Origin of the sequence: Flavobacterium sp. LM5 (assembly GCF_002017945.1) — a bacterium.
GTDB classification, from domain to species: Bacteria; Bacteroidota; Bacteroidia; order Flavobacteriales; family Flavobacteriaceae; genus Flavobacterium; species Flavobacterium succinicans.
This window is the reverse complement of the sequence record NZ_MUFX01000005.1, coordinates 242,736-256,579: the sequence shown is the minus strand read 5'-3', so window position 1 is coordinate 256,579 and position 13,844 is coordinate 242,736. Positions and strand designations below refer to the sequence as shown.

Annotated in this window: 14 protein-coding genes, 1 tRNA gene and 1 pseudogene; 6 read left to right on the top strand and 10 right to left on the bottom strand. The window is 35.4% G+C overall.

Annotated features, from left to right (window positions below):
* Positions 1–11: 11 nt before the first annotated feature.
* From BXU11_RS15005 to BXU11_RS14990, 4 genes are all read right to left on the bottom strand, one after another.
* The gene (locus tag BXU11_RS15005) at positions 12–1,811 is read right to left on the bottom strand and encodes a chloride channel protein (protein WP_078213135.1); all 1,800 of its coding nucleotides are present in this window, start codon (positions 1,809–1,811) and stop codon (positions 12–14) included.
* 2 nt (positions 1,812–1,813) lie between these two features.
* Entirely contained in the window at positions 1,814–2,488 is a 675-nt protein-coding gene (locus BXU11_RS15000) for a DNA alkylation repair protein (RefSeq protein WP_078213134.1), read from the bottom strand.
* A gap of 2 nt (positions 2,489–2,490) precedes the next feature.
* Positions 2,491–4,173 carry a gamma-glutamyltransferase gene (ggt, locus tag BXU11_RS14995; RefSeq protein ID WP_078213133.1) on the bottom strand — a complete coding sequence of 561 codons (1,683 nt, stop codon included), beginning with the start codon at positions 4,171–4,173 and terminating at the stop codon, positions 2,491–2,493.
* 91 nt (positions 4,174–4,264) lie between these two features.
* Positions 4,265–4,849 (bottom strand): ACP phosphodiesterase, encoded by a 585-nt coding sequence (locus BXU11_RS14990; protein ID WP_078213167.1) that lies wholly within the window; start codon positions 4,847–4,849, stop codon positions 4,265–4,267.
* A gap of 148 nt (positions 4,850–4,997) precedes the next feature.
* On the opposite strand from BXU11_RS14990, the gene glmM reads away from it, so the two are divergent.
* Both glmM and BXU11_RS14980 read left to right on the top strand, forming a co-directional pair.
* A complete protein-coding gene (gene glmM, locus BXU11_RS14985) occupies positions 4,998–6,386 on the top strand; it encodes a phosphoglucosamine mutase (protein WP_078213132.1) in 1,389 nt (462 codons plus the stop codon).
* 283 nt (positions 6,387–6,669) lie between these two features.
* On the top strand, positions 6,670–8,157 hold the full coding sequence (locus BXU11_RS14980) for an aminotransferase class V-fold PLP-dependent enzyme (protein ID WP_078213131.1): 1,488 nt from the start codon (positions 6,670–6,672) through the stop codon (positions 8,155–8,157).
* 57 nt (positions 8,158–8,214) lie between these two features.
* Here BXU11_RS14980 and BXU11_RS14975 read toward each other — a convergent pair whose 3' ends face one another.
* Entirely contained in the window at positions 8,215–9,084 is an 870-nt protein-coding gene (locus BXU11_RS14975) for a lysophospholipid acyltransferase family protein (RefSeq protein ID WP_078213130.1), read from the bottom strand.
* A 110-nt stretch (positions 9,085–9,194) separates the two neighbouring features.
* On the opposite strand from BXU11_RS14975, the gene BXU11_RS14970 reads away from it, so the two are divergent.
* Both BXU11_RS14970 and BXU11_RS14965 read left to right on the top strand, forming a co-directional pair.
* Positions 9,195–9,833, top strand: a complete 639-nt coding sequence (locus BXU11_RS14970) for a rhomboid family intramembrane serine protease (RefSeq protein WP_024980890.1) — start codon at positions 9,195–9,197, stop codon at positions 9,831–9,833.
* Between the two features lie 52 nt (positions 9,834–9,885).
* On the top strand, positions 9,886–10,581 hold the full coding sequence (locus BXU11_RS14965; protein WP_078213129.1) for an SIMPL domain-containing protein: 696 nt from the start codon (positions 9,886–9,888) through the stop codon (positions 10,579–10,581).
* A gap of 52 nt (positions 10,582–10,633) precedes the next feature.
* Here the strand turns inward: BXU11_RS14965 and BXU11_RS14960 are convergent.
* The 5 genes and pseudogenes from BXU11_RS14960 to BXU11_RS14940 all read right to left on the bottom strand — a co-directional run bounded on the left by BXU11_RS14960 (position 10,634) and on the right by BXU11_RS14940 (position 13,058).
* Positions 10,634–10,714 (bottom strand) — tRNA-Tyr (locus tag BXU11_RS14960).
* Positions 10,715–10,888: 174 nt separating this feature from the next.
* Positions 10,889–11,275 (bottom strand): annotated as a pseudogene (locus tag BXU11_RS14955) (peroxiredoxin family protein); the annotation flags it as partial.
* 18 nt (positions 11,276–11,293) lie between these two features.
* Positions 11,294–12,040, bottom strand: a complete 747-nt coding sequence (locus BXU11_RS14950) for a DUF4369 domain-containing protein (protein ID WP_078213127.1) — start codon at positions 12,038–12,040, stop codon at positions 11,294–11,296.
* Positions 12,041–12,208: 168 nt separating this feature from the next.
* Positions 12,209–12,649, bottom strand: coding sequence for a KTSC domain-containing protein (locus BXU11_RS14945; RefSeq protein ID WP_024980886.1), 441 nt, complete (start codon positions 12,647–12,649; stop codon positions 12,209–12,211).
* A 163-nt stretch (positions 12,650–12,812) separates the two neighbouring features.
* Entirely contained in the window at positions 12,813–13,058 is a 246-nt protein-coding gene (locus tag BXU11_RS14940) for a hypothetical protein (RefSeq protein ID WP_078213126.1), read from the bottom strand.
* Between the two features lie 91 nt (positions 13,059–13,149).
* On the opposite strand from BXU11_RS14940, the gene BXU11_RS14935 reads away from it, so the two are divergent.
* On the top strand, positions 13,150–13,719 hold the full coding sequence (locus BXU11_RS14935; RefSeq protein WP_078213166.1) for a hypothetical protein: 570 nt from the start codon (positions 13,150–13,152) through the stop codon (positions 13,717–13,719).
* Complete coding sequence (locus tag BXU11_RS17880) at positions 13,692–13,844, top strand: hypothetical protein (RefSeq protein ID WP_169733397.1); 153 nt, start codon at positions 13,692–13,694, stop codon at positions 13,842–13,844. The genes BXU11_RS14935 and BXU11_RS17880 overlap by 28 nt, the downstream gene beginning before the upstream one ends.

Genomic DNA, 13,844 nt, shown 5'->3' with positions numbered 1-13,844 from the left:
AAAAAAAAAAATTAATCTATGGTCATGGCTTTTAATTTACTTCTGTAGGCTTCTAATGCAATGGATTTTGAGATAAAGCCATAATATTGTCCAAATTGTACTACAGGAAGAAAAGCTTTTTTGGTTTGATCAAATTTATTCATAACGCTTTCCATTTGGTCTGTGGGTGAAATTGTAGCAAGAGGTTGCGTCATGATTTCTTTTATCGTGGTATATTTTACTCTGTACGGATTGAAAATAATTTCTCGGACATCATGAAATTGAACAATACCAACCAACTCATTTTTAGTATTGACTACTGGAAAAATCACCTGATCTGAATTAGAAATCAAATCTACCAAGCGATCTAATTTATCCTCTGGGAATAGGGTTAAATAGTCGGTTGAAATGATGCTTTTGGTTTCAAGTATGGACAGGACATTGGTGTCTTTGTTACTAGTAAAGGCATTTCCTTTTTTAACTAAGCTTTTTACATCCATGGAGTGTTTTTCAAAACGTTTTGAAACCGCATAGCTGGTAGAAGCCACGATCATTAACGGAATCATTAATCCATAGCCGCCAGTAATCTCGGCAATCAAAAATATAGCAGTTAGCGGGGCATGAAACAAACCGCTTAGTATGCCTGCCATTCCAACAATTGTAAAATTACTCACCGGCAGTTTAGTCAATCCAATTTGATTTAAAAGGGTCGAAAAGAAAAAACCAATATAGGATCCTAGAAAAAGCGAAGGGGCAAAGTTCCCTCCATTACCTCCAGAGCCTAATGTTAATCCAGTGGCAAAGACTTTGAGCATCATACTAGCGCCAATAAATAATAATAAAACCCAATTGTTATTTCTAAAATCTTTAAATAAGGTATGTTCTAAAATTCTTCCTGGGTCATTTTGAGAAAGCACCCGAATACTTTCATAACCTTCACCAAAAAGCGTAGGGAAAATAAAAATCAAGCCACCCAAAATACTGGAACCAATGAATGCTTTTTTATAAATGGAAAGTTTTGAAACATGAAAAAGACGTTCTATTTTCTGAAAATTTCGGGAATAATAGACACTAATTAAGCCTGTAAAAAGCCCTAGTAAAATATAATAAAAGATATTAATGTGCGTAAAATGTTCTTGTTTATTAAATGACAACAGAATACTTTCGTCAAGTGCCACCATTGATACCATGGCCCCCGTTGCTGCTGCTATCATGATGGGAGTAAAGGCAGCAATACTGGCGTCAACCAATAATACTTCAACAGCAAACAATACACCTGCTATGGGAGCATTAAAGGCGGCAGCTATTCCGGCGGCTACACCACAACCAATAAGTAAGGTGCGATCTTTATAGCTCAATTTGTATTTTTGAGCATAGTTAGAGCCAAAAGCGGCTCCCGTAATTACAATTGGACTTTCTAACCCTGCCGAACCTCCTAGACCAACAGTTAAGGAACTCGTGGCTATTTGAGCATACATTTGTTTTTTGGGAATTATACTGGCTTTTTTGGCTACCGCAAATAATATTTGAGAAGTTCCTTTTTCGATCGAGCCTCCCAATAGTTTGTCGACCACTAAAACGGTTAGTAGAATTCCTATAATGGGTAATATACTATTGATAAAATTGAGTTGTAAAATACCATTGATGTAATTGGCAAAAGTAAATACAGAATGCGCAAAATATTTAAGTAAAATAACAGCTATTCCAGCCGAAATACCCACTAAAACACTAGATAAAAAAATAAACTGCTTGTTGGTTATTTTACTTTGACTCCAAGCAATCAGTGATTCAAGGCGATCAACTACAGTAAAAAAAAAGAGTTTAATAGTCATAATTATTGTTTTTCTATAATTCGCAAAGCTTCTTTTTTGCTTAATGGTTTTAAATTGGTACTTGTAACATAGTTCTGGACAGCTATAGGATTGATTTTACTGTATTCTCTTAATGCCCAGCCTATTGCTTTTTGAATAAAAAACTCATTACTTACTTTAAAGTGTTCACAAACAGCTTCTAAGATAGTAAAATTGGTATTCTTTTTATAGTCTAATTGAAATAAAAGTGTACTTCTGTTCAACCAGATATTTGAAGCATTAGAAAATTTTTCGATTACCATATTTGTTTGCTCAGGAAATTGAGCCAAATAGCGTCCTAATAAATATTTACTAATCGTATCGACAGTATCCCACCAAGAGTAGGTGAGTAGTAGTTGTTCTATCAACTGAATGTCATTTATAACTTGTTTTTTGCTACAATTCTGAATTAAAAGTTCAATTGCGCAATAATGAAATTCTCTTTGCGGTCTTTCATAAAGTTGTAGCGCCAGCGTTCGCGCATTTGCTTTTATATCATCTGAATATTTGGCACTAACTGACTTTAAAATTGCTCTTCGTTGTGGCATTGGAATACCAAAAAACGGAAAATGATTTTTCATATACGCTTCCATAGCACTACTTTGTGCTGTATTCGCCTGCGCTATAAATTCTTTTTCTAAGGCTGTAATGAAATCCATAATTAAAAGCCAACCGCTGTATCGTCACCTCTAAAATCAGCTCCACCTTCAAGTTTTTTATTAGGTAAAACCAAAATAGCATCGACTTTGCCAATGACAGGAGTCGTTTTTTCGTTGATGATATAGCCTTTTGTTTTTAGTTTTTCAAAAGTAGTTGTGTCGAATGTTTTTGGTTCAAACGTAATCAAATCAGGCAACCACTGATGATGAAAACGAGGCGCATTTACAGCTTGTTGCATATTCATTTTGTATTCGTAAACATTAAGAATCGTTTGTAAAACTGACGTAATAATAGTAGAACCACCCGGCGAACCTACTACCATAAATAATTGCCCGTTTTTTTCAACGATAGTTGGAGTCATAGAACTTAACATTCGTTTTCCTGGAGCAATACTGTTGGCTTCGTTTCCAATTAAACCAAACATATTTGGTGTTCCTGGTTTGGCACTAAAATCATCCATTTCGTTATTGAGGAAAAAACCTAAAGCATCGCAATAGTATTTGGAACCATAGCCATCATTTAAGGTTGTGGTAGCAGCCACCGCATTTCCAGCGGCATCTACTATTGAATAATGAGTGGTTTCTGTACTTTCGTTATAGTTCACTTTTCCTTCTTTGATTTCTGAGGACAAGGTGGCTTTTTCGAAACTAAAACTACTCATACGTTGCTGTAAATAGTCATCTGCTAGCAATGCTTTAATTGGGATTTTAACAAAATCGGGGTCGCCAAGATAGTGACTTCTATCGGCATAAGCCCTGCGTTCCGCTTCTACAATTACTTGTATGGACTCTGTTGAATTATGTCTCATTTTAGATAAATCAAAGGGAGCAATCATTTTAAAAATTTCAGCCAAACAAATACCACCGCTACTTGGTGGAGGCATAGAGATGATTTTTAAATCTTTGTATTGAAACGACAACGGAGTGCGCCATTTGGCTTCGTATTGTTTTAAATCCTTCATTGTGATGATGCCTCCTTTTTGTTGTAGGTACTGCACTAACGTTTTAGCCGTTTGTCCTTTGTAAAATTCATCGCGACCATTTTTTGCGATTCGCTTTAGCGTTGCGGCTAGAGCGGGATATCTTATGGTATCTTTTTCTTTAAAAGGTTGTGCGAATAAGGTGTTTGTCCCATTTACTTTTATTATTTCTTCTCGATAATCATTTAATCGGCGCTCTTGTTTGCGCGTAACTACAACCCCTTTTTCTGCCAAAGCAATTACAGGTTTTAGTATTTCGGACATAGGCAGACTTCCCAGTTTTTTATGAACAGCAAAAACACCAGCGATGGTTCCGGGTACACCAATGGCCAAAGGTGATTCGGTACTTTTTCCTTTGATGACGTTACCTTCTTTATCCAAAAACATCGTTTTATGGGCTGCCAAAGGTGCTTTTTCTCTGTAATCTAAAGAACCAATTTCGCCATTGGCTTTGCGATACACCATAAATCCTCCACCGCCTAAATTGCCTGCATACGGATAAGCAACTGCCAAAGCCAATTCGGTAGCCACCATAGCATCAAAAGCATTGCCGCCTTTTTGCATAATTTCTACCCCTATTTTAGAAGCTTCTTCTCGTGCAGACACCACCATAGCTTTTTCAGCGATTAATCCAGTTTGCGCATCGACATTTTCACTCAAAAAACTACAGAGAATAGAAAGAAAAAGAAATTGAAAAATTTTCATATATATAAAAGTTATTTATTAGTTGTCATATATGGTATCGCCTTGTATTTATCGGTGTTTGTTTTCAAAAAACCTGTTGTTAATGGCAATTTCATAGTTGTTGCATTTTTAGGGTAACTTGTTCTTGTAAATCTTTGAAAAAAATAGTGAACTCTTCTTCAAATTCGGAATAAAATTCAACCAATTCATTCGAGGAAAACCTCATTTTGGATGCGTTTTTGGTTCTATTATCCATTTGTGTCAAAATCCGACCAATCCCTTCTACTGTTTGATAACTCAATAACCAATTGTGCTCTATTAGGTAAGGCATCATTCCTTTGGTTCTTTCTGATAGCACATCATAATTGTCTCTTAACGATTGATAAAAAGTTTCGGTATACTCCTCTAGATTTTCATCAGAATAAGTATTCCAATTTTTGGCTAAAAAATGGTCGTAAAATAAATCAACAATCACTCCAGCATAGTGATGGTATTTGGAGTGCAGTCTTTGTGTACTTTGTCTAAATACGGGATGCGCATCCGTGTAAGTATCAATAAAGCGATGCAAACGAATGCCTTTTTGTATGGACAAAGGGAAGTGCTCGTACTGTTTTCCACGAATGCCATCGGCCATAAAATTGCCTATTTTGAGTAATTCATCATCACCCGAAAGAAAAATGTGCGCGAGAAAGTTCATTGTTTTGCTTTGACTATTTTCAAAGATACAAACTTTAAAAAGCCTCACAATAGAAGCCTCATTTTCCTTAACTAAAAACTTTTCGTTGGAAAGACTATTAGCCCATCCAACTTTTTTATATTTGTAGCTATAACCAAATTGAAATAAAATGACATTAATCAAATCAATATCAGGTATCCGAGGAACCATTGGAGGAAAAGTGGGTGACAATTTAACTCCTGTAGATGCAGTAAAATTTGCTTCGGCCTACGGAACTTGGTTAAAAAAACATAGCAATAAAGAAAAAAATACCGTTGTAATTGGTAGAGATGCTCGTATTTCTGGACCTATGATTCACAATTTAGTGGTGAATACTTTATTAGGTTTAGGCATTGATGTAATCGACTTAGGATTGTCCACGACACCAACCGTTGAAGTAGCAGTTCCTATGGAAAAAGCCGATGGTGGAATTATTTTGACTGCTTCTCATAATCCAAAACAATGGAATGCTTTGAAGCTTCTTAACGAAAAAGGAGAATTCTTAAGTGGTGCCGATGGTGAAAAAATATTAGCCATTGCCGAAGCGGAAGCTTTCGATTTTTCTGACGTGGATAATTTGGGCGAAATCACCATCAATGACGCTTATATGGATATTCATATCGATGAAGTATTGAATTTGCCATTAGTCGATATTGAAGCAGTAAAAGCTGCCAACTTCAAAGTGGTAGTCGATGGAGTAAATTCATCTGGCGGAATCATCATTCCAAAATTATTAGAGCAAATGGGGGTTGAAGTCGTAAAATTGTACTGCGAACCGAATGGTCATTTCCCACACAATCCAGAACCTTTAAAAGAGCATTTAACGGATATTTCAGCTTTAGTAGTCGAAGAGAAAGCGCATTTAGGAATCGTCGTAGACCCAGATGTTGATCGTTTGGCTTTCATTTCTGAGGATGGCGAAATGTTTGGCGAAGAGTATACTTTAGTTGCTTGTGCGGATTATGTGTTGAGCAAAACTCCGGGTAACACGGTTTCGAATATGTCTTCTTCAAGAGCGTTGCGAGACGTAACTGTTGCTCACGGCGGCAGCTACGAAGCGAGTGCAGTAGGCGAGGTAAATGTAGTGGAATTAATGAAAAAAAATAACGCTATCATCGGAGGAGAGGGCAATGGTGGAATCATCTATCCTGAATTGCATTACGGACGCGATAGCTTGGTGGGTGTGGCTTTATTTTTGACGCATTTGGCCAATAAAAAAATGAAAGTATCTGAGTTGCGTGCTTCGTATCCAGAATATTATATGAGTAAAAACAAAATCGAATTAACGCCTCAAATTGATGTGGATGCGATTTTGGTAGCGATGACCGATAAGTATAAATCAGAAAACATCACGACCATTGATGGAGTGAAAATAGATTTTGCCGAAAATTGGGTGCACCTAAGAAAATCAAATACAGAACCGATTATCCGTATTTATACCGAAGCTGCTACACAACAATTGGCCGACGATTTAGCGTTGCGAATCATTGACGAAATCAAAGCAGTCGCTGGAATCTAAAACACAAGTTTAGTTTTTAGGACCGAAACAAAGGCTAATCAGGAAACAGGATTCCCGCTATCCGCTATATCTTTGTTTTTTTAAAGAAAAAAACAAAGGATGCCGCTCCTATCGGGGGTAAAAGAGTCACAATTGGCTTTTTTGGTTTCATTTTTTAGCATTATAAATCAAGAAAAACCTTTTCAGTAGCAGTATTGAAAAGGTTTTTTATTAATGTTAAAACCAAAATCAATCCTACGTTTTCAATCAAATACAATATATTTGTAGGCAAATGACACAAATAATGACAACTAGTTTAAAAGAGACCCAATTAGAACAATATTTTCAGCAATTTCGCAAAAACATCATCGGAATTGAGCAAGAATTTGAATCACCTTTTGGACGAAAAAAAATAATCTACACCGATTGGACAGCAAGCGGCAGATTATATCGCCCCATCGAAGAAAAATTGATGAATGCCTTCGGACCTTTTGTCGCTAATACACATACGGAAACTACCGTTTCTGGAACAGCTATGACCAAGGCGTATCATCACGCTAGAAATATCATAAAGCAACACGTTAATGCCAATCAAAATGATGTTTTAATCACAGATGGAACAGGAATGACAGGTGTTGTGAATAAATTTCAACGTATCTTAGGGATCAAAGTTCCTGAAAATTTAAAAGATTTTGTAGCTATTCCAGCCGAGAAAAAACCAGTAGTTTTTATTTCTCATATGGAGCACCATTCCAATCAAACGTCTTGGTTAGAAACCATTGCCGATGTTGAAGTGATTCCTTCTACAGAAGACGGACTTTTTTCATTAGAAAATCTAAAAGTATTACTTGAAAAATATAAAGAGCGAACATTAAAAATTGCTTCCATCACTTCTTGTTCTAATGTTACAGGTATTCGCACACCATATCACGAGGCTGCCAAAATGATGCATCAGCATAATGGGGTATGTTTTGTGGATTTTGCTTGCTCAGGTCCCTACGTTTCCATCGATATGCATCCTGAAGATGAAGAGGCGTATTTGGACGCTATTTTCTTTTCTCCACACAAATTTTTAGGTGGGCCAGGTACCTCAGGAGTATTGGTTTTTAATAAAAAATTGTACAACAATATGGTGCCGGATTGTCCGGGTGGTGGAACCGTATCGTGGACAAATCCTTGGGGTGAACATAAATATATTGACAATATTGAAGACAGGGAAGATGGAGGAACACCAGGCTTCTTGCAAGTGATAAAAACAGCTTTGGCTATTCAGTTGAAAGACGAAATGGGTATTGACAATATTTTGAAACGCGAACACGAAATTGTGGACTATGTTTTTGATTCATTACAAAATGTTCCAAATATTAAAATTTTAGCTGGACAACATCAAGAGCGATTGGGTGTGATTTCGTTTTTTATAGACGATTTGCATTTTAATTTAGGAGTGAAACTACTCAACGATCGTTTCGGAATCCAAACAAGAGGAGGATGTAGTTGCGCAGGAACTTACGGTCACTTTTTGCTACACGTAGATCAAGAAACGTCTCATAAGTTGGTTAATGAAATTAGTTTAGGAGATTTAATCCGTAAACCAGGTTGGATCAGAATGTCTATTCATCCGACTACAACTTCAGCTGAAATAGAATACGTTTGTAATGCTATTCAATCTTTAGCTGAAAATCATAAAGAATGGGCCAAAGAATATCAATATAATGCCGAAACCAATGAGTTTTTGCATCAAAAGGCTACTTCATTCGAAAACAAATTAGTTGAACAATGGTTTGCTAAGTAGGTATTAAATTTCCATAAAAAAAAACTCATTACAGTTCGTAATGAGTTTTTTTATGGATTAACGTTTGTGTTTCCATCTTTTATGTGTCCACAAATAATATTCAGGTGCATCTAGGATTTGTTTTTCGACTAGTTTTAAATAACGCTCTGTCATTTCAAAGTTCGGAATGCTGGTTGGATCTTCGGAAATATTTACGAAAGTAGCTTCGTAATACCCTCTTTTTACTTTTTTTACATCTACAAAAAGAACATTAAAATCATATCGTTTTGCTAGCATTTCGGCACCTGTATGAACAGGTACTTCAATTCCCATAAATTTATGCCAATGGAAGGCTCTATCAAGTTTTGGTGATTGATCACTCACTAAGCCATACATGAATAGTTTGCCAGTTTTTTCATTGTCTCGCATTAACGGAATGGCTTTGGTCGTTTCCACCAATTCTGCATTAAATCGTGAACGGATGTCCCGCACCAATTGATCAAAGTATTTGTTAGCGATTTTTTTATACACCCCAACTCCGTAAAATTTGGTTTGGTTGTTCAGTGTCATGAGCCATTCCCAGCTGGCATAGTGAGAGGTCATTAAAATGGTGCTTTTGCCTTTGTTTTCAAATTCTTTTACCAATTCAATATTGGTGATTTTGAAACGCTTGTCCATTTCTTTATGTGAAATGCTCAAAGTTTTGATCATTTCTAAAAACATATCGCACATGTGTCTAAAAAACTTCTTTTCAATAGCTAATCGTTCGGTTGTGGTCAAGTGTGGAAGTGCCAAAGCAATATTGTCACGCACCGTTTGTTTGCGGTAACCTACTACTCGATACACTATCAAATAAATAAGATCCGAGAACCAATAGAAAACGCGAAAAGGAAGTATCGAAATCATCCATAGGAATGGGAAAACTAGGATGTAAACAAGAAGTTGCATGTATTTTTTTTATGCAAATATAGCTCAAAAAAGGAAATAATATAAGTTAAGCCAACGAGGGTTAAAAAATGTAAGATTACTATCTTTACCAATAACTAAATGCATTTTTTATGAACATGATTTTATTGGGCCTAATTTTGGCCAATGTTGTAGTAAGTTACAAAGGTTGGAACGATACTTATTTCTTTAGAAAATATGAATTTCACGTAGGAAGTATTCGTGCTGGTGAGCAAATAAGAATGCTGACTTCAGGTTTTTTGCATGTGGATATGTCTCACTTGCTTTTTAATATGTTGACACTGTATTTTTTTGCGCCAGTTGTGCTTGGGTTTATGGGGAATTTTTCGTTTGTCCTAGTATATTTTGGGAGTTTAGTGTTTGGAAGTTTGCTCACGATGTCTTTTCACAAAAACGATTATAGTTATAGGGCTGTAGGAGCGTCAGGGGCTGTTACAGGGGTTTTGTATTCCGCTATTTTATTGCAACCCGATATGATGTTGGGTTTATTTTTCGTAATCCCGATCCCAGCTTATTTATTTGGGATACTTTATCTTTTGTATTCTATTTATGGTATGAAAGCGCAAAACGACAATATTGGTCACACCGCACATTTTGGTGGGGCTGTTGGTGGTTATGTAATTACTTTGGTAAAAGAACCACAATTGTTAGTTGAACATTCGTTGATGGTCTTGCTTTTAGCGATTCCTATTGTGCTTTTATTTGTTTTGGAAAAAAGAGGAAAATTATAATGGCATTACTTTTGCTTTCGTTTTGTAATAAAATCATTTAAAAATAAACTGTATGAAAAAACTACTAGCCTTATTGTTGATCACTTCAACATTATTTGTTCAAGCTCAAGAAACAAAACCTGTCCCACAAATTAGTGTAAGCGGAGAAGGAAAAGTAAAGGTAACTCCAGACCAAGCAGCTATTGTAATAACTGTTGAAACCAAAGGAGCCAACGCCAAAGATGTTAAGAAAGAGAATGACCTAAAAGTTGAAGCTGTTTTAAAGTTTATAAAAAAAATAAATTTACCAACAGAAGATTATAAAACTCGTCGTGTTGCTCTAAACCCACAATACGAATATGAATCTAAAAAGCGTTTCTATAATGCAAGTCAAACGATCGAGATTTTGTTGAAAGATTTGACTAAGTATGATAGTTTAATGGAAGGATTGGTAGATGCTGGAGTTAACCGAATTGATGGCGTTACGTTTCAATCTTCAAAATTGGCACAATATCAAGCTGAGGCTCGAAAATTAGCCATGAAGGATGCGAAAGCCAAAGCAGATGATTTTGTGTCTGTATTGGGACAAAAAGTGGGTAAGGCGTTAACGATATCGGATAACTCTTCAAATTACTATCCGTCACCTACACCTGTGTATGCAATGAAGGCTACTATGAGTGATGCTGCTGAAGCTACTCCAAGAGAAACATTAGCCATTGGAGAAATTGCGATTGTAGTAAATGTGAGTGTGAGTTTTATTTTAGAATAAACGAGAAGTTTGTATAAATAAAAAGTCCCGATTTGCATCGGGACTTTTTTTGTGGGGAGAGCAGGATTCGAACCTGCGAAGTTTTCACAGCAGATTTACAGTCTGCCCTCGTTGGCCGCTTGAGTATCTCCCCAATTTCTCAGCAAGTCTTGCTCGCTGCGCTAACCGGGTGCAAATATAAGAACACTTTTTAGCTTTCCAAACAAAAAATGCAATAATTTTTAGGGAATTTTTTAATGTATTGGGAGTGAGTGAAATAAAAAAATCTCCACTAGGGAGATTTTTTATATATACGATTGTACTTGTATTATTTGGATAAAAGCTCCATTATTTTTGCTTTTAATTCGGCGCCACTTAAACCTTGAGCTACTACTTTTCCAGAAGCATCCAAAACAAACGTTGCAGGTATCGACTCTACATTGTATTGTTTGGCAATAGGTTCATCCCAGAATTTAAGATTAGAGACCTGTGTCCAAGTTAAGCCGTCTTTAGCAATAGCTTCTTTCCACGCTTTGGCAGATTTGTCTAAAGAGACTCCAATAATATTTAAACCTTTAGGGTGTAATTCTTTGTATAAAGCTACCATATTTGGATTTTCTTTGCGACATGGTGGACACCAAGAGGCCCAAAAATCTACAATAGTGACTTTACCTAAGCTTTGTTTTAAGCTAATTACTTTGCCTTCAGGATTAGGCGCAGCAAAATCTGATCTTCATTTTGTAGCTGGTGCTGTTGGAGTTGCTCCAACAGTAGGTGCTTTCATTTCAGTTAAACGATTTTTGATCGCTTTACCAGGTTTTGTGTTTTTCAAATCATCTTCTAAACTTTCGAATAGTTTTTCCGCTTTTTTAACATCGGTTGATGGATCATTCAACATTCCTTGAATGATTAAAGCACTAATGAAAGATTTTGGATGTGTTTCTGCATACGAAACATATTTGTTTTTAGACGCTGTACTTACTTCTTGTTGGATAGCCATGAATTCTTTCATCAAACTATTGATCACCACAGTGTCTTTCTTAGCTTGAGCGTCGTTCATTTTTTGAGTGTTAGCGGTTTGAAAATCAATTAATTTCTTTTGAACTTTGTTGATTTCTTCGTTAAATGAAGTAAACTCGTCATTATTGTAGGTTCCAGAAATTTTAGATTTTTGAAGTGTATCTTTATTGATTACGATTTCAATAGATCCATTCTCTAAAATGAAAGGCAATTTTCCTTGAATTCCTTCAACAGTAATTAAATGGAAAGAAGGCTCAGTAGCTTTACCTTCGATTTCAAATTTTCCGTTTTCAACTTTTACTGTGTCAATAGCGATCACGCCTAATTTGTCATCTTGACTTTCTAAAATAATAGTTTTTCCATTTTCGATCCCTTTTGCAGTACCAGAAATAGTGTAAGAATCTTTGTTGCATGAAAATAATACAACAGAAGCAGATAATAATAAAATGACTTTTTTCATTTTTGAGTTATGTTATTAGATTTGATTGCAAAAGTATTTAAATTTATAAATTACGCACACTATTGCCACCTAAAATTTTGTTATTCCGTTCTTTTTTTAAGTAAGATTTATGATATAAATAAAAAAGCACTCAAAATGAGTGCTTTTCTAAACTATTTTTTTGCAAGATTAGTCTTGATTAATGGTTTTTCTCCAAGTAAATGCATTAAGAATGTGTCTTTTTGCAAATCGTCCTGGTGAATCTGCATTTACCATTTTCACGTAAGTTGCTTTTGGTACGCTGATGTATTCATATACACTTCCGTTAGAGAAATTGATAATCAAACGACCTTCTACAAATTTGTAGTCAGTAATGGTTGATGTAGCAATAGTTTCAGTATATTCAGGTAAATTTTGTTTAATGGTCTCAGGATTGATGCTTACTAAGAAGTGGTAAGCTTCAATGATTTTTTTACTGTTTTCTTCAGCAGCTTTTAATCCTTCTTCATCACCTTGAAATTTATCAGGATGCGCATCTTTCATCGCATTGCGATAAATAGTTTTTAACTCTTTAAGGTCTACAGTTTTGTCTACATTTAGTAGCTTGCGGTATTCAACGATTTTTTTCATAAATAAGGTAACTTATTGTCTTTTACTATTAAAGGAATGAATTAGAATTCAATTTTGACAAATTTTTTGCAAAGGTACACTTTTTTTTATCTTTTTAGTTTAGGACCAAAAAAAAATCAAAAACAAACTTAAGTTTTTGATTTATTGTGTGTTATGTGACTGTTTATTGTTCAGGTTTCAAATTGGCCTTGTCAAAGTTTTTTGATTTTTTGGGATACTTATCATAACTTTTATCGCTTGGATTCTCGATAATGGTTTTGATCGTAATGACATCGCCTAATTTAAATTGTAAAGCCATTTTATAATCAAGTAAATAAGTACCACAAAAAAAGTTGTTGTCTTCGTCTTGTTCTATAATTCCTGTATATACTCCTTTTTTAAGCATTTTGCTTGGTATTCCTTTTTCCATGATTCTGAAACTTCAAATTTATAAAGGGCAAAGATACACAATAATTATGGCTATTATATTCGTTTTGGTTATTCTGCTTACCTTTGTGGCTATGAAAAATGTTTTTCGACCCGCACCACAATCTTTTAAAAACACTTTTTGTGTTTTTTATGAAGTTGCTTTGGAGCAAATTGAGGGATTGGTTTTGCAATATCATAGTGCCTCGGGGAGTAAATATTATTACACTCCTGAAGGAATGTTTCGTTTATCCAATCATTGGGGGCGATTTGCGAATAGTAAATGGCGTTTGGAACCATTGGAACCCGCCACAAACTCTAAATTTAAAGTTGGATTTGCGCGTTGGGAGGATTTTTATCCTGATAACGCAGAAGAAAAGCTGTATTACATTGCAGCAGATTACGCTAAGCGAACCGTAAATTATCAGCACAAACAAAATCCTAATTATGATAAAAAAGCGGTGCTTCGAACCAGTTTTGAGACTACCAAAAGAATCAAGCAAATTCGGAATTTGTTCGAATTGACCAACTGGGCAAAGTATTTTGATTATGAAGATATAGACGAATTAAGAAAAAAAATAATTGAGAAACTTATCTATACTGAGCGCTCTCTTGAAGAAATAAAACGTAGCATACAATGGGAAGAAACAACGAAAGAAACATAAAGAAACACAACGACAAGTTGCACAAAGCCCAAGATAAGGCCAAGAAAGCGGCTATGGAGCGCAAAGCGAAATTAAAAGAAATTGTAAAAAAGTTTAACGAAGACCAAGCGTCTAATAATGAATAA